Annotated in this window: 17 protein-coding genes; 10 read left to right on the top strand and 7 right to left on the bottom strand. The window is 48.4% G+C overall.

Going from position 1 to position 14,354, the window contains the following annotated elements; genetic code table 11:
- The first annotated feature begins 44 nt into the window (after positions 1-44).
- Entirely contained in the window at positions 45-3,047 is a 3,003-nt protein-coding gene (locus tag H6786_02340) for an ATP-dependent helicase (GenBank protein MCB9816213.1), read from the top strand.
- A 56-nt stretch (positions 3,048-3,103) separates the two neighbouring features.
- Here the strand turns inward: H6786_02340 and H6786_02335 are convergent, their stop codons facing one another.
- Positions 3,104-3,892: a thioredoxin domain-containing protein gene (locus tag H6786_02335; protein ID MCB9816212.1), complete on the bottom strand. Its 789-nt coding sequence runs from the start codon at positions 3,890-3,892 to the stop codon at positions 3,104-3,106.
- A 75-nt stretch (positions 3,893-3,967) separates the two neighbouring features.
- On the opposite strand from H6786_02335, the gene uppP reads away from it, so the two are divergent.
- Together uppP and H6786_02325 are read left to right on the top strand one after the other, a co-directional pair.
- Positions 3,968-4,777, top strand: coding sequence for an undecaprenyl-diphosphatase UppP (gene uppP / locus H6786_02330; GenBank protein MCB9816211.1), 810 nt, complete (start codon positions 3,968-3,970; stop codon positions 4,775-4,777).
- A 74-nt stretch (positions 4,778-4,851) separates the two neighbouring features.
- Complete coding sequence (locus H6786_02325; GenBank protein ID MCB9816210.1) at positions 4,852-5,253, top strand: hypothetical protein; 402 nt, start codon at positions 4,852-4,854, stop codon at positions 5,251-5,253.
- 33 nt (positions 5,254-5,286) lie between these two features.
- Here H6786_02325 and H6786_02320 read toward each other — a convergent pair whose 3' ends face one another.
- Positions 5,287-5,862 (bottom strand): ribonuclease H-like domain-containing protein, encoded by a 576-nt coding sequence (locus H6786_02320; protein ID MCB9816209.1) that lies wholly within the window; start codon positions 5,860-5,862, stop codon positions 5,287-5,289.
- A gap of 208 nt (positions 5,863-6,070) precedes the next feature.
- On the opposite strand from H6786_02320, the gene H6786_02315 reads away from it, so the two are divergent.
- Complete coding sequence (locus H6786_02315; protein ID MCB9816208.1) at positions 6,071-6,280, top strand: hypothetical protein; 210 nt, start codon at positions 6,071-6,073, stop codon at positions 6,278-6,280.
- 41 nt (positions 6,281-6,321) lie between these two features.
- Here the strand turns inward: H6786_02315 and H6786_02310 are convergent, their stop codons facing one another.
- From H6786_02310 to H6786_02295, 4 genes are all read right to left on the bottom strand, one after another.
- Entirely contained in the window at positions 6,322-7,629 is a 1,308-nt protein-coding gene (locus H6786_02310) for a histidine--tRNA ligase (protein ID MCB9816207.1), read from the bottom strand.
- An 82-nt stretch (positions 7,630-7,711) separates the two neighbouring features.
- A complete protein-coding gene (locus H6786_02305; GenBank protein ID MCB9816206.1) occupies positions 7,712-8,281 on the bottom strand; it encodes a PH domain-containing protein in 570 nt (189 codons plus the stop codon).
- A 4-nt stretch (positions 8,282-8,285) separates the two neighbouring features.
- Positions 8,286-8,525: a hypothetical protein gene (locus H6786_02300; protein ID MCB9816205.1), complete on the bottom strand. Its 240-nt coding sequence runs from the start codon at positions 8,523-8,525 to the stop codon at positions 8,286-8,288.
- Between the two features lie 2 nt (positions 8,526-8,527).
- Entirely contained in the window at positions 8,528-9,289 is a 762-nt protein-coding gene (locus H6786_02295; protein ID MCB9816204.1) for a peptide chain release factor N(5)-glutamine methyltransferase, read from the bottom strand.
- Between the two features lie 57 nt (positions 9,290-9,346).
- Here H6786_02295 and H6786_02290 point away from each other — a divergent pair, with 57 nt between their 5' ends.
- The 5 genes from H6786_02290 (at position 9,347) to H6786_02270 (ending at position 12,716) form a co-directional block, all read left to right on the top strand.
- The gene (locus tag H6786_02290; protein MCB9816203.1) at positions 9,347-9,736 is read left to right on the top strand and encodes a hypothetical protein; all 390 of its coding nucleotides are present in this window, start codon (positions 9,347-9,349) and stop codon (positions 9,734-9,736) included.
- A 64-nt stretch (positions 9,737-9,800) separates the two neighbouring features.
- Positions 9,801-10,559, top strand: a complete 759-nt coding sequence (locus H6786_02285) for an ABC transporter ATP-binding protein (GenBank protein ID MCB9816202.1) — start codon at positions 9,801-9,803, stop codon at positions 10,557-10,559.
- Entirely contained in the window at positions 10,556-11,317 is a 762-nt protein-coding gene (locus H6786_02280) for an ABC transporter permease (protein ID MCB9816201.1), read from the top strand. Before H6786_02285 ends, H6786_02280 begins: the two co-directional genes overlap by 4 nt.
- 76 nt (positions 11,318-11,393) lie before the next feature.
- Entirely contained in the window at positions 11,394-11,615 is a 222-nt protein-coding gene (locus H6786_02275) for a hypothetical protein (GenBank protein MCB9816200.1), read from the top strand.
- A gap of 99 nt (positions 11,616-11,714) precedes the next feature.
- Positions 11,715-12,716 (top strand): fructose-bisphosphate aldolase class I, encoded by a 1,002-nt coding sequence (locus H6786_02270; protein MCB9816199.1) that lies wholly within the window; start codon positions 11,715-11,717, stop codon positions 12,714-12,716.
- A gap of 74 nt (positions 12,717-12,790) precedes the next feature.
- Here the strand turns inward: H6786_02270 and rpmG are convergent, their stop codons facing one another.
- The gene (rpmG, locus tag H6786_02265) at positions 12,791-12,970 is read right to left on the bottom strand and encodes a 50S ribosomal protein L33 (GenBank protein ID MCB9816198.1); all 180 of its coding nucleotides are present in this window, start codon (positions 12,968-12,970) and stop codon (positions 12,791-12,793) included.
- Positions 12,971-13,127: 157 nt separating this feature from the next.
- Here rpmG and H6786_02260 point away from each other — a divergent pair, with 157 nt between their 5' ends.
- A complete protein-coding gene (locus H6786_02260; protein MCB9816197.1) occupies positions 13,128-14,351 on the top strand; it encodes a glycosyltransferase family 4 protein in 1,224 nt (407 codons plus the stop codon).
- Positions 14,352-14,354: the final 3 nt, after the last annotated feature.

The following is a 14,354-nucleotide window of genomic DNA, read 5'->3' as shown; positions in this document are numbered from 1 at the left end:
TTTTATAAAGAGTCAACAATGGTTGATTTGATATACTGTGAGGCATGAGTACAGATAAGGAGAGAGTTGGGGAGGCGGCGTTTAAGGAAGCGTACGCTTCCTTAAACGCCGCACAGAAAGAAGCGGTAGATTCGATCGAAGGGCCAGTCATGGTCGTGGCGGGTCCTGGTACAGGCAAGACACAGATCCTTACCTTGCGAATCGCAAACATCTTGCGCCTGACTGATGTGCATGCTGACGGTGTCTTGGCACTTACATTCACCGAATCGGGTGCGAAGGCAATGCGACAGCGGTTGCGGAAATATATCGGGGCCACCGCCTATCAAGTGCCGATCTTTACCTTCCATGGCTTCGCGCAGCGCCTGATCTCTGAGTACCCCGATGCCTACGACCGTGTGATAGGCGGCTGCCCTGCCACTGACCTCGAAAAGATCGATCTTATTGAGTCGATTGTTAATGACGGCAACGTAAAGCAACTGCGTCCAGCTGGCAATCCTGCGTACTATGTGACGCATCTGCAGCGCATCATTGGTCAGCTTAAGCAGGAGTATATTACCCCAGACGCGTTGGTAGTGATCGTCGATCAGCAAGAGCAAGCACTTGGGGAAGTGGAGCGATATCACACCAAAGGGGCGCACAAAGGTAAGGTGCGTGGTGAGTACACCAAGCTAGAAAAGAATGTCGCAAAGAATCGCGAGCTCATTTATGTGTATCGGCAGTATGAAGCACTCTTGAACGATCGGAATCTCTACGACTTCGAAGACATGATCGTGGAGACAGTCCAAGCGCTCGAGCAGAATGAAGACATGCTTCGTGATCTTCAAGAGCGTTACTTGTACATTTTGGCTGATGAACACCAAGACGTGAATGGTTCTCAGAACAAGATCCTCGAACTGCTCGCATCGTTTCATGATGCACCGAACATTTTTGCGGTGGGAGATGAGAAGCAGGCGATCTATCGTTTTCAGGGTGCATCACTCGAAAACTTTTTATACTTCACTGAGAAGTTCAAGGGGACCAAAGTGATATCTCTTACTGAGAACTACCGGTCTGGACAGACGATCCTCGATGCTGCACACAGTTTGGTGCGAGTAGATGAAGGTCCGCTCAAGGATCTGCGTGTGCCGCTTGAGGCAAAGGCTGTCGATCAAGCAGTGCTGACCAGGCGCTCATTCTCACATCAGGCAGTAGAAGACGCGTGGGTGGTATCAAAGGTACAGTCACTGCTCATAGATGGTATTGCAGCGAGCGAGATCGCGATCATTGTTCGTTCCAACCGAGAAGTAGAACAGTTTGCAGCCTTGCTGCGTAAGGCTGCAATTCCGGTAACTGCCTCAGCTGACGGTGATGTCCTTCGGCATCCGGTAACACAAGCAGTGCGTTCGCTGATTAATGTGGTGGTGACTGATAAAAGCGAAGTTGCCCTTTTTACTGTACTCCACGGAGCGTACTGGGGGATTGACGTAAATGATCTGCTGAAGGTATTGAATGCAAGATCATACGATAAAACACTCTGGAGTCTCATAAGTAGTGAAGCTGAGCTCGAGCGACTCAAAGTGAGTGATCCAGCTTCGTTTCTACGAGTAGCTGAGGTGGTGAGTGAAGCTCGTGCGCGCGAGGTGCATGAGGCGCCGCATCGGGTGCTGGAGTATTTACTACAAGCAAGTGGGTTCCTTGATCACCTCATTGCACATGATCCATTTGAAGGAACCCGCGTGGTGCGTCGTCTGTATGATGAGATTGAAGAGCAGGTATTACGTGATGGTATTGGAGACTTACGAGCAGTCGGAGACATTTTTACGACTCGTGAAGCATACGGCTTGCCGCTTAATGCTCCGTACATTTCGACAGCTACTGAGTCCGTGCAAGTGATGACAGCACATAAGTCTAAGGGACTTGAGTTTGAAGTGGTCTTGGTGCCGCATTTGATCGACTCTAGTTGGAGTGGCACCGGGAAGAAAACATACTTTGACCTACCGCTTATGGCGCATGAAGTTGAAAAGCACGAGTTTATTGAAGATGAACGTCGGCTTCTATACGTAGCGATGACTCGTGCGAAGCGACAGCTGCATGTGTCTACTTCAGAGGTGAACGCTGACGGTCGCGAACTCATTCCGGCTCGACTGCTTGATGACGTGGATGAGCAGTTTGTGGTTAGTGAGTCAACTAAGATTGAGGAGGAGAAGTTTGATCCAATTGCCTCGTTGACTGCAGCGACCAAAGCCATTGCGATCGATCCAGCACTTTTAAAACAGGTGCTCGTCGAGCGTGGTTTTTCTGCGACGTCACTTAACAACTATCTGCGTAGTCCGTGGGATTATCTGTACCGCAATGTCTTACGTATTCCTGAAACACAGCCGGCGCACATGCAGTATGGTACGGCAGTCCATAATACGCTGGAGTATATGACTCGTGTGCATACGAGCGAGGAGAAATTGCCGACCACAACCTGGATCAAGAAAAAACTGGAGCAGGAGCTTGGCCGGCTGCCCTTGAGTACTGAAGAATTCTCGCGGCTATTGGAGCAAGGTATCGAAGAGATAACGCTCTATAGTGAACACCTGGCAGCCGGCCTACCAAAATCCACCAAGGAAGAATTTTCGATCAAGGTGGTGCTTGAGACTGGTGACGCTGATCTGCCAGAAATACCACTAACTGGTAAGCTCGACCGACTTGATCTGAATGAAGATGGTTCAGTGGCGCGCGTGGTCGACTACAAGACCGGTAAGCCAAAGACACGTAATGATATTGAAGGGAAGACAAAGTCATCTGATGGCGGATATAAGCGCCAGCTGGTATTTTATGCGCTGCTCCTTGAACTCTATGATGATGAGCGATATCGCTGTCGGGAGGGAGCGTTATCGTTTGTGCGAGCTGACGCAAAAGGGCAGATCCATGAAGAATCGTTTGTGATCACGGATGAAGAAGTGGAAGCGTTGAAGCAAGAGATTATTACAGCTGCCAAAGAAATCGCGAGTGGTGCATTTCTGACTACGCCATGCGATGAGAAAGAGAGTGAGTATTGCCATTTGGTGCAGTTGCTATAGTAAGGAAAGAAAAACAGACGGCGCCCAAAGGGGCGCCGTCTGTTTTTTGTTGTAGCCTACTCCAAGATCGGAACGCCATTTGCAGTAGTTGGCACTTCTCCAGATTGTTGTGCTGTGCTTGGGTCGAATGTACCTTCGAGTTGGTCGATCAGGTTCTGTACTACTCCCTTAAGGGTATCGTACGGCTGTGCGCCACTGATCACGGCTTGTTGATTGCCAGCGATCAGTACTGTGTACGGTGTGCCACGAGCTCCGGAGTTGTATCCGTCCTCAATGCTCTGAAGTACCTTCTCTTCCATGCGGCCACTTTGGACACACTCAATATACTTGGTCCGATCGACGCCTGCTGCTTCTGCGTATTCAGGAAGCTTTGTTACGTTAGTTGGTGCGTCGATATCGCGCTCTTCGAATACTAGATCAGAGAACTTCCAGAAAGCTGCGTTTCCACCAAGGTCGCCAACACAAAGTGCAGCCTCTGAGATCTTAGGAGAGTTTGGGTGTAGGTCGCCCAGCGGGAACTGGCGATATACCCATGCTACTTGACCGGTTACACCATACTCGTCCATGATCTGACCCATGGTGTAGTGGTACTGCTTACAAAACGGACAGTCATAGTCAGAGTACTCAACCATGAGGATCGGTGCGTTCGGATTACCAAAAATGTAATCAGTCTTATCAACTGGGCGCGCCTCACCGACGCCGGCTTGTCGCTCAGCAGTTTGTTGGTTTGTAACAGGGGCTTGGTCGTTTTTGTTAGTGAAGAAGATGGCGATTGCGATCATGGCAAAGCCGCAAATGATCGCGATCGGCACTGCCGGTGATGTTTGATCGGTTGATGGTTCCATACGTACTCAACTAGTCTTTATAATTACTATGAAAAAAGTATAGCACACGAATATACGTGCTATACTTCTGGCTGTATGGAATGGGTGGATGCGATCGTGCTTGGATTGGTACAAGGAATTACTGAGTTTTTACCTGTCTCTTCAAGTGGTCACTTGGTGCTGTTCCAAGATTGGCTTGCGGTCGATCATGCTCATGATCTCGCATTTACAGCTATTTTGCATTTTGCTACTACTGCCGCGGTGATCACCTATTTTAAAAATGACATTTGGAATTTGATCCAGGTTGCTTTGCGAAAGTTGGGTCGATTGCCAGTGAACGAAAAGGATATAACATTTCTATATGCCTTAGTGATCGGCACTATACCGGCAGTTATTATTGGCTTGTTACTTGAATCTATCGTTGAGACCTACTTGCAGACCCCGCTTGTGGTAGCGACGGTACTCTTCTTGGCTTCCGTTTTCTTTATGTATGCTGAATGGCGATACTATCTGAATCCAAGTCATGGGGAAGTTACGGTGAAAAATGGTCTGCTAGTCGGTTTGTTTCAGGCTTTAGCGCTATTGCCGGGCATGTCGCGGTCTGGATCGACCATTGCTGGTGGTATGTTGCTTGGATTGTCTCGATACGAAGCTACTCGTTTTTCTTTTTTACTGGCGATCCCGATCACACTTGGGGTGGGGCTTAAGAAGTCTATCGACCTTCTTAAAGAAGGAGGGGCGGTTGATTGGGCTATGATGTTTGTTGGTGCGGTCATTGCCTATGTAACAGCACTGATCGTGATACATTTCTTTTTGCAGTTCATTCGTCGCTACACACTGTGGCCGTTTGTATGGTATGGGGTGATCTTGTCGGGACTAGTTTGGTACGTGCATTTTTTCACCTAAAAGTCATTGCTTGACAGTAATATTTTCTGATGTATTAATTTAAACACACATCATTCCAAATAGGGAGACATGTTGTGCGTACACTTTTGTTGTTTTTTCTACTGCTTGCTTCGACGTCTAGTGCCTTCGCGAAAGTGCAAACAGGGTCGGTACCAGATGCTCGTCTGGTAGAGACTTTCTACTGTTCCAGTCTCGACGGGGCGCCAAATAGTACCATCCGGGTCTATGCAGCGATGGTGGATGGTCAAGAGGTAACTCGTTGGATCGCGGCGGTTGGTAAGCTGATCGTGGTTCGAGCGGAGACTATTCCAGATTCAGTGATCTTTTACCGATACGAAACCTGGGATGAGAATGGTCACCAACTTACCCGACTGGTTGCGTCGAAGCAGTTCAATACGTGGCTGCAGCGTGACCTCGATAGGTACGGTGGTGGACACGTCGACTGTCAGGTTGTCGTCGAACCGACTGGAGAATAATAAGATAGCGCCCGTCAGGATGACGGGCGCTTTTTAAAATAGTAGTGAGTGAGTCATAGCGACTTCTTCGCATTCTTCCCAGTGTGCAGTGTCGAGTGGTATCTCTCGCTTGCGAGCGCCGTCCTTAAAGAGGACATGACCGTTCTTGCGGGCGTATTCAAACACTTCTTTGGTTACTCTTACGTCTTGCTCACAGTACTTTTTGATATCTTTGATGTTTCCTTCTTTCCACCAGCGCACTGCTTGTAGTCCATCCGCGCTTTTCTTGGCGCCGACCGTCGCCTGCGCGACGCTGTCGAGTCGCAGGCGACGACCAAGTGAAAGCTTGATGTCTTCTAGGAGATCAATACTCTTGATCTGGGTGAGGTCACCCGGATAGTATTTGTTTAAAAGTGGAATGTCGAAGTGGTTGGAGTTGTAGCCTACGAGCGCGTCGGCTTTTTCGATGATCGGCCAGAGTTGTTCGATCTCATCGATGGTGACGGTGGTGTACTTGTCTTCCTCGCTGTCGTAGACCGTTGCGACCGAGATGTCGAGCGCAGTTGGGTCGTTTGAGTTTACTTCCTGGAAAATATTCTGGGTTTCAAGGTCAAAGACGATGTATCGCATGAATACTATCTTACCACAAGCCATACTCTTGCACTGTCATGAAAAATAAGTAGTATTCAGAACGTAATCCGTTTTTCTTGTTCTATAAAAGGGGTCTACTGTGGACGAAAAGACAAAAGCAGTCATTGAGCGCTTTGAGAACGACATGGTCTATGACTGTCATAACTACACATCTCGGTATGGTCGCTCGCAAGGTAGAGTGTGGATTATGAGACGTGGTCAATCGGTCCTTCCAGCGTTGGTTGAGCATCTGAAAGCGCACCCGCCCGGCAAATTCATGAACTTGAATACTGCCTGGGGGAATCTACTTTCTGATCTGACGGTCGGATGCGAGTGGGGTGCTTCGATTCAGTTCACAGACATTCCTACTTGGATCGAGGCTATTGAGCAGAATCTGCTTCATCGGCCATCCGTTTGAGTCTTAGATAAAAAGCCGCCCGTGGGCGGCTTTTTAGCATTTTACTTCGTGTCTAAGAAATTCATGAGCTTACCAATTCGTCCAGACTGTTCTTCACCGGTGAGGAGATTTTTTACAGTTAAATTGCCGTTCTGCATTTCCTCATCTCCGATCACGATTACAAACTGTACGCCGCGGTCACTTGCACTACCGATCTTCTTGCCGACCTTGCGGGTACCGATGTCAGTTGCTACTTTGTGTCCGGCCTGGCGGATCTTCATTGCTACACCTTCAGCATAGAGATTTTGTTCAGTTTCCATTGGTATCACCATCACTTGAGGTGCCGTCGTGCGGATGTATTCAGGGATCAACTTATGCGTTTCAAGGAAGTCACGCATGGTTACGTCACCCATGCCAAAGCCAATACCTGGGATCGCTTCGCCTCCAAACATGCCGGTGAGGTTGTCGTATCGACCACCGCCAAGGAGAGCACGATTGTTTTCGTCTGAGGTGTCGAAGATCTCAAAGATCGTGCCAGTATAATAGTCAAAACCTCGCGCAAGAGTTGGTTCGAGTGACACGTTTTTAATTCCAAGTTCACTCAGTCCTTCAGCGACTGAGATGAGTTTGTCACGAGACGGAATAGGTAGATCAGAAATACCTTGGTTGTGTATAAAATCTACGATTGCTGAAGCGACTTTTTCTCCAACTATATCGACCAGCCCTTGGGTAAATTCTTCTGGTGAAATTTTACCTATTCTATCCGAATGTCTAATCACTGCATTAATTTGAACATTGGTAATTTCTTCGTCATTTGATTTTGCTAAATGCAGAAGAGTTTCGCTGTAGACTTGTCTATTATTGAGTTTGATTTCAAACATGTCTGGCGTTGCTCCAAAGTCAGTTAAGACTTTGTGAGCCAATGCGATCATTTCTACGTCAGCTGCTGCATGCTCAGCGCCAAACATATCGCAGTTGAGTTGCCAGTGTTCACGCAAGCGGCCACGCTGGGGGCGTTCGTAACGGAAGAGATTGGGGATCGAGTACCAGCGGAGCGGGAAGGTGAGTTCGTGTCGCTGTCCAGCCACCATGCGAGCCACGGTCGGTGTCATCTCTGGGCGAAGGGTTACCTCGCGATCACCGCGGTCGATGAAGGTGTAGGTTTGCTCGTTTACCATCTCTTCATTTTCCGCGCCCTTGGCTTTGTAGAGTGCTGATGGCTCGAGGATGGAGGCGTCATAGCGCTCGAATCCGAAGCTTTCGGCGGTCTTGCTCCAGGTCTGGAAGATGTAGCGCTGAATAGCCATGTCTTCGGGGTAGAAGTCACGGACGCCCTTATAAGAATCGGTAGATAGTTTGTTGTCGCTCATGGAAAAGATTGTAGGGGAGATAGTGGTTATGTGCAATAGGAAAAGAAAACTCGCCGTGAAGGGCGAGTGATTTCATGTGGGATCAGTATCCTGCAACGTCTGGTCGAATGTGGAGCTCTGCAATTCGGTTGTCCATTGCTTTTTGGATAGTAGCTTGCAGTTCCCGAGGGTTCGGCAACCCCTTGGTCTCAAAGTTACTTTCATGTGCGCCTGCAGTCTGAGCTTTGAGTGTGCCGAAGTTGAGTAGAGTTGGAATGATCCCGGTGACTTTGAATTCAATATCCTGCATGCGTTCAAGGCGAAAGATACTGACATTTCGATTGAAGAAGCCGATCTGGTCGACCAAGATAATTCGCCGGTCCGTGATGATCCAGAGGTCTAGGTAGTAATGGGTCCAGGTGGTGAATGCTGCGATAAGAGTGATGACGGACCAGGCTGCGATACCGAAAGAGATGATGGCAGTGTAGTGCTCAATACTGAGATCAAAGGTCACTAGCTCATCTGGAAAGAGAGCAATGATGACCAGTACCATGAAAGGAAACAGTAGCATGAGGAATGTGCCGAAGAGTTCCGTCACGATCACAAACCAGTGCTTTCGTACTACCTTGAGCACCTCTTCATGCTTCTCGAGTTCAATGCGTTCAAACAACATACTATCAATTGCTAATGATGAGAGTGAGAACTCCCATGATGATAATGAGCGGAATGGTGGTGGCGAAAAAAGCTGTCAAAGTGTATGTGGTTACTTTGATGTCGGTGCCGTACTCGCGCCAGTGGTAGTACAAAATGGCACTGAAAATAATGTATACAAGGGTGATCAAGTAGAATGCAAGCTCAACAATGCTGCCAATAGACATGGTCATACCGCTAAACTGACTAAGATCAGGATTCATCATGATTATTGTAACACCAAGATAGAGTAGCGCTCCGTACCAAACTGATCCTTGTGGGTAGTGCAGTTGAAGCCGTGTTTCTCTGCTAAGTCTTTGATTGCTTGTGATTGTTCCGGTTCGTGTTCGATCCAGAGTTGACCGCCGCGGCGTAGATGCTTGGGTGCTTCTGTGATGATCATAATGATGATCTCAAGTCCTTTTTCGCCGCCATAGAGCGCGTGGTACGGTTCGTATTGTTTAACTGATGGTTCGGTACGATCGAGGGTTGGGTCGATGTAGGGTGGATTGCTGAGGATGAAGTCGTAAGTGTCTGGTACTGTTGAGAACAGACTTGAGTGGTAGATGTGGTAGCGGTCTTTGCTCACCTGATTCTCCTTGAGATTTTTCTCGATGGTGGGGAGGTGTGCGCGATCGAGCTCGGCAAAATCAACGAGAGTGTTTGGAAGCTCCTTTGCGACAGAGACACCAACACAGCCACTCCCAGCGCAGAGGTCGAGGACTTTGACTGGCTTTGACTCAAAACCAAGCGGCAAGGTAGCACCGCCACGGATAGTATTGATCGCTTCCTCGGTCCAGTATTCAGTTTCGGGGCGGGGAATGAGCGGTCGTGAATCGAGGTAGATGGTGTTGCCAAGAAATGGCACATGACCAATAAGGTACGCAAGGGGCTCACCGAGGAAGAGGCGCTTCACGTCGGCGAAAAAAGCTTTGCTTTTTTCGCCGTTATATTTCTCCGCGAGGAGCCACTGTCGTTCTTGACTATCCATACAATATAGGTACTATGCAACATAGTAGTTTTTTCGTCAATCCACTTAGGAGAAGTTATGATGGGTACTGAATCAGATGGTCGAGTAAAGATAATATCTGCGTCAGGAAGGTATCCTGAGTATCTGGAAGCTTGCGCTGCAGAAATGCGTGCGTTGCGAGAAAAATGGCTCAACCAGCTTGAGGAATTCATTACAACACCAGGACTTGTTATCAACCGGAAGTACTTTACCGAGTACTGGAACATGTTGTTGGAGCTACACATCTTCACCGTAGAAGAGTTTTGTCGGGTGTATCGAATGCAAAGGGGTTCGGTTATCGCCTGGTCTGATAAGTCTGAACCTCTTGAGCGTAATGATCTGATCCCTTCGCCACCACTGGCTCGAATACAAGTCCTCAAAAACGCTATCGAGTTCGCTCGGTGGCGGTTGGATAATGAGCTCGATTGATTTTCTGGAATGCATGGGCCGGCGCGCTTGCGCGCCGGCCATTTTTCTTTGCTATACTAGCCGAATGTCGAATCCGATCCTGGAGATCAAAAATCTCACGAAGATATACAAATCAAAAAAGGAAGAGAAGGTGGCAGTCGATAACATCTCACTCAATGTCGAGCGCGGCAGTTTCTTTGGTCTCTTGGGGCCAAATGGTGCTGGTAAGAGTTCGACCATCCACTGTATTACTGGTATCGCACAGCCAACTTCAGGTCAGATATTGATCGATGGTATTGATGTGGTTGAGGACTACAAGCTGGCACGAACTAAGGTGGGCCTTTCACCACAGGAATTTAACGTCAATATTTTCAATACTCCCGAACAACTCATGGAGTACATGGGCGGATACTACGGTATTCCGAAAGATGTGCGCCGAAAAAAGATCGAAGAATTGATTGAGCGCTTTGACCTGCAAAAGCATCGCCGCGTACTGTTTCAAAAGTTATCTGGTGGTTTGAAGCGTCGTGTCATCCTCGGTCGTGCTCTCATTCATACGCCAGACCTTCTCATTCTTGACGAACCAACAGCAGGAGTGGATGTTGAACAGCGTCACGACCTGTGGGGGTATTTGCGTGAACTCAATGCAATGGGAAAGACGATCATTCTCACCTCACACTATCTCGAAGAGATCCAGGCGCTCTGTAACGACATCGCGATCATCAATGACGGCAAGATCGTGGCACAAGGTACAAAAGCAGAATTTATGAAAGACGGTAAGAGTGTCGAGGATACGTATCTGGAGATCACTCGCGGCCTTAAGGATAAGAAAACTGGCGTATGAATTGGATAGGACTCTATACATTGATCCGGCGTGAAGTGGAGCGTACTTTCGCGGTGGTCGTGCAGACATTGGTGGCTCCGGTTGTATCTGCAACGCTCTATCTATTTATTTTCGGTACGGTGATCGGTAGTCGGATCGATGATTTTGCTGGCGTGCCATTCATCTCATTCGTGTTTCCTGGTGTGTTGATGCTTTCGATCATCAATGCTTCGTTTGCAAGTGCATCTTCAGGACTATACTTCATGCGCTTTTCGCGGGCGATTGAGGAGCTGTTGGTGGCACCACTGTCATACTTTGAGATGTTGATCGGTTTTGTGGGGAGTGCGGTGATGCGTGCACTTATCGTGGGTGTGCTTATCTTGATGATGGGTATGTTGTTTGGTGCGGTAACGCTCGTGAATCCGATCGGGTTTGTGTTGTATGTGGCCGCGATCGCAGCTATCTTCGCGATGCTTGGTATCTTGGTGGCACTCTGGGCAGAAGACTTTGAACAGCTACAAGTGCTCAACACCTTCGTGATCACACCGCTCACGTACCTTGGTGGTATTTTCTACTCGATCACATTCCTGCCAGAATTGGCAGCGACCATTACGCGCTTCAATCCCTTCTTCTACTTCGCGGATGGTATCAGAAGTAGCATGATCGGCTACAGCGAAGCGAATACCCAAGTAGGACTCTTGGTTATTGTTGGACTCCTGGTGGCACTTGGTCTTCTGGTGACTGAGCTCTTCCGGCGTGGTTGGAAGATCCGGTCGTAACCTCGACAGCATTGAGTGTTTTTGGCGTTGTGTTATAAAGGATCTAGCGTCACTCAATAAACTCTTGGAGGTTGAAATGATGCAAGTACAATTGTTCTTCGCATGGTTGCTCAGCTACCTATTTGCGCCTATTGATGTGCTTCTTGATGGGGGTGGTAATTTCAGTTGGAAGCAGTTTAAGCAGGCTCGACTATACAATTACGAAGTGCGACGAGCACACATCACAGGGGATTGGACGGTACTTAATAGGAAGTATGAAACGCCTCTTCCAGATAAAGATGAGCACGCATCAATGTGAACATTCTCGCGGAGCTGGCAATTAATGCTGGCTCTTTTTTGTTATCCACTTAAAGCGCGGCGGCGAAGCTGCCGCGCTTCTGGTACACTTAAGGTCAGTATGAAAAAGAACACTAAATTGTATGAGACAGCTGCAGCACTTCTTGCGTCAGGCAAGGGTATCTTAGCGGCAGACGAGAGCGACCCAACTGCTGGAAAGCGTTTGGCAATGGTGCATTTACCAAACGAACCTGAGCACCGACAGTTGTTCCGTGAGATCCTCTTCACAGCAAACGATATTGAGAAGTATATCTCGGGAGTTATTATGTATGACTCATCAATTCGCAATACGACTCGCGATGGTATCCCATTTGCAGACGTTCTTACTGCTAAGGGAATTATTCCAGGTATTAAGGTTGATTTGGGTACAACAGAATTACAAGGATTCAAGGGTGAAGTAGTTACACAAGGACTTGATAATCTCGCTGAGCGGTTTGAGGAGTACTACGATATGGGTGCTCGCTTTGCGAAGTGGCGAATGGTAGTAAATATTGACGAGGATGAGACACCGACCGATGCGGCAATAAAGATCAATGCTGTCATGCTGGCGCGCTATGCGCAGCTGGCGCAAGAGGCAAACATTGTGCCGATCGTCGAGCCTGAAGTGATCCACGCGGGTGACCATTCGCTCCAGAAAGCGGAAATGGTCACGACTCGTACGTTACAGATCTTGTTCCAGACTCTCATGGAATACAAAGTTGATCTTGGTGGGCTCATCTTGAAGTCATCGATGGTGCTTGCTGGATCTGATCATCCAGAGCAGACCTCACCGGAAGAAGTTGCTCAAGCGACCTTGCGAACATTCCATATGAGTGTACCGCACGAATGTGCTGGTATCGTCTTCCTTTCGGGTGGACAGACCCCAGAGCGCTCAACTGACAATCTCAATGCGATCGCAAAGATGGGAGATCAGCCATGGCCGATCACCTTCTCCTTCTCACGTGCACTTGAAGAGCCTGTGCTTCAGGCGTGGGGTGGTAAGGAAGAAAATATAGAGGCTGCTAAGAATGCATTGACCGAGGTGAGCAAGAAGAACAGCGCTGCGAGTTTGGGTCAACTATAGCTTTAGAAACGGCCGGCCCTTCGGGGCCGGTTGTTTCAAAAAATAATTAAAACCGGCAATCTTGCCGGTTTTAATTATTTCTTCTGCTTGTAGACCGTGTGCTTCTTAGCAACAGGGTTGAATTTCACCGTCTCATACTTCTTGCTCGGGTCCTTCTTGTTCTTGTTGTTGTACCGAGTGTAGTAGACGTGACCTTTCCCAACGCCTTTTTCGTCGCCTTGAGATACGAGCTTTACTAACAAATCCTGTGACATAGTGGCGAGATTCTAGCAAAACAGCGCGGAAACGTCAATGTGTCAAATTAATTAACAGTTTATGCACCGCCTGAATGGGCGGGTGCCTATCAGGCCGTGATACTATAAGGACAACTAACGCTGAGTGGTGCAGTTGGCGTTGGTGTGTTGAAGCTACATGAGAGTACTAACCTTCGGCTGGGAATTTCCACCCGCACAAAGCGGTGGACTCGGCTTTGCATGTCAGAGTCTCACGCAGGAACTTCTACAAGCAGGTGTAGAGGTCATCTTTGTGCTCCCAAAGACCCAAGAAGCGCATGGCAATGCGCGTTTTGTCTTTGCTGATCAGGAGCGCAGGGTAAAGATTCGGCACGCTGACATTGGACCTCTGCCGTATCAACATGCCGACACCATGGTCGATGTGATCGTAGGGTATGACGCACAAGGTAAGCCGATCATTCGCTCACGTACCATCATTGAGGAAGCACACCGCTTCGCGCACCAAGCAGCACTCATTGCACAAGAGGAAGAATTTGATGTGATCCACGCGCACGATTGGACTTCATACTTGGCGGGTGTGGCGGCTAAGATCGCGAGTGGTAAGCCACTCATTTTGCATGTGCATGCCACCTCCTTCGATCAAGCTGCAAGCGATAACGTTGATCCATCGATCTACAAGATCGAGCGTGAGGCATTTGCTATGGCTGATAAGATCGTGACCGTCAGCAACTTTACGAAGAACATCATTGTCACCAAGCATGGTGCATCAGCAGATCGAGTTGAGGTAGTGCATAATGGTTGTGATACTCACGAGCCATTGCGACATGAACCGACTTTGACCGAACTCAAGCGGCAAGGCAAGAAGATCGTGTTGTATCACGGACGTATCACGATCCAGAAGGGTGTTGACCACTTCATTCGAGCCGCTAGACGTGTGGTAGATGTCGATCCAAATGTAGTCTTTGTCATCTCCGGTTCTGGAGACATGACCAGGCAGATCATTGAGATGGTTGGTTCACTGGGATTGTCCCAGAACGTACTGTTCGCTGGAGCACTTTGGTACGAAGATCGTGACCGCATGTACCAAAGTGCCGATCTCATCGTGATGCCATCAGTTTCAGAACCGTTCGGTCTTGTGCCACTTGAGGCGCTTCAGCACGGTACACCTTCAGTCATCACGAAACAGTCTGGTGTAGCAGAAGTACTCTCGCATGCACTCAAGGTAGATTTTTGGGATGTAGACGAAATGGCTAATCAGATCTTAGCTGCATTGCGCTATCCGGTGATGAGTCAGCAGATCGTCAAAGAAGGAAAGTGGCAGATGCTTAACATTTCATGGAAGCATGCGGCGGAAAAGATCAAACAGATCTATCGAAGTCTGGTACAATACGTTACACCATAGTGC

It is taken from the genome of Candidatus Nomurabacteria bacterium (assembly GCA_020632075.1).
Lineage (GTDB): Bacteria > Patescibacteriota > Minisyncoccia > Phycocordibacterales > UBA918 > OLB19.
This window is presented reverse-complemented; position numbering and strand designations above follow the sequence as displayed.

Bases quoted from the DNA above. Each gene is read 5' to 3' on its own strand.
- H6786_02340 (MCB9816213.1), top strand. From the start codon at position 45: ATGAGTACAGATAAGGAGAGAGTTGGGGAGGCGGCGTTTAAGGAAGCG.
- H6786_02335 (MCB9816212.1), bottom strand. From the start codon at position 3,892: ATGGAACCATCAACCGATCAAACATCACCGGCAGTGCCGATCGCGATC.
- uppP (MCB9816211.1), top strand. From the start codon at position 3,968: ATGGAATGGGTGGATGCGATCGTGCTTGGATTGGTACAAGGAATTACT.
- H6786_02320 (MCB9816209.1), bottom strand. From the start codon at position 5,862: ATGCGATACATCGTCTTTGACCTTGAAACCCAGAATATTTTCCAGGAA.
- H6786_02315 (MCB9816208.1), top strand. From the start codon at position 6,071: ATGAGACGTGGTCAATCGGTCCTTCCAGCGTTGGTTGAGCATCTGAAA.
- H6786_02310 (MCB9816207.1), bottom strand. From the start codon at position 7,629: ATGAGCGACAACAAACTATCTACCGATTCTTATAAGGGCGTCCGTGAC.
- H6786_02305 (MCB9816206.1), bottom strand. From the start codon at position 8,281: ATGTTGTTTGAACGCATTGAACTCGAGAAGCATGAAGAGGTGCTCAAG.
- H6786_02300 (MCB9816205.1), bottom strand. From the start codon at position 8,525: ATGATGAATCCTGATCTTAGTCAGTTTAGCGGTATGACCATGTCTATT.
- H6786_02295 (MCB9816204.1), bottom strand. From the start codon at position 9,289: ATGGATAGTCAAGAACGACAGTGGCTCCTCGCGGAGAAATATAACGGC.
- H6786_02290 (MCB9816203.1), top strand. From the start codon at position 9,347: ATGATGGGTACTGAATCAGATGGTCGAGTAAAGATAATATCTGCGTCA.
- H6786_02285 (MCB9816202.1), top strand. From the start codon at position 9,801: ATGTCGAATCCGATCCTGGAGATCAAAAATCTCACGAAGATATACAAA.
- H6786_02280 (MCB9816201.1), top strand. From the start codon at position 10,556: ATGAATTGGATAGGACTCTATACATTGATCCGGCGTGAAGTGGAGCGT.
- H6786_02275 (MCB9816200.1), top strand. From the start codon at position 11,394: ATGATGCAAGTACAATTGTTCTTCGCATGGTTGCTCAGCTACCTATTT.
- H6786_02270 (MCB9816199.1), top strand. From the start codon at position 11,715: ATGAAAAAGAACACTAAATTGTATGAGACAGCTGCAGCACTTCTTGCG.
- rpmG (MCB9816198.1), bottom strand. From the start codon at position 12,970: ATGTCACAGGATTTGTTAGTAAAGCTCGTATCTCAAGGCGACGAAAAA.
- H6786_02260 (MCB9816197.1), top strand. From the start codon at position 13,128: ATGAGAGTACTAACCTTCGGCTGGGAATTTCCACCCGCACAAAGCGGT.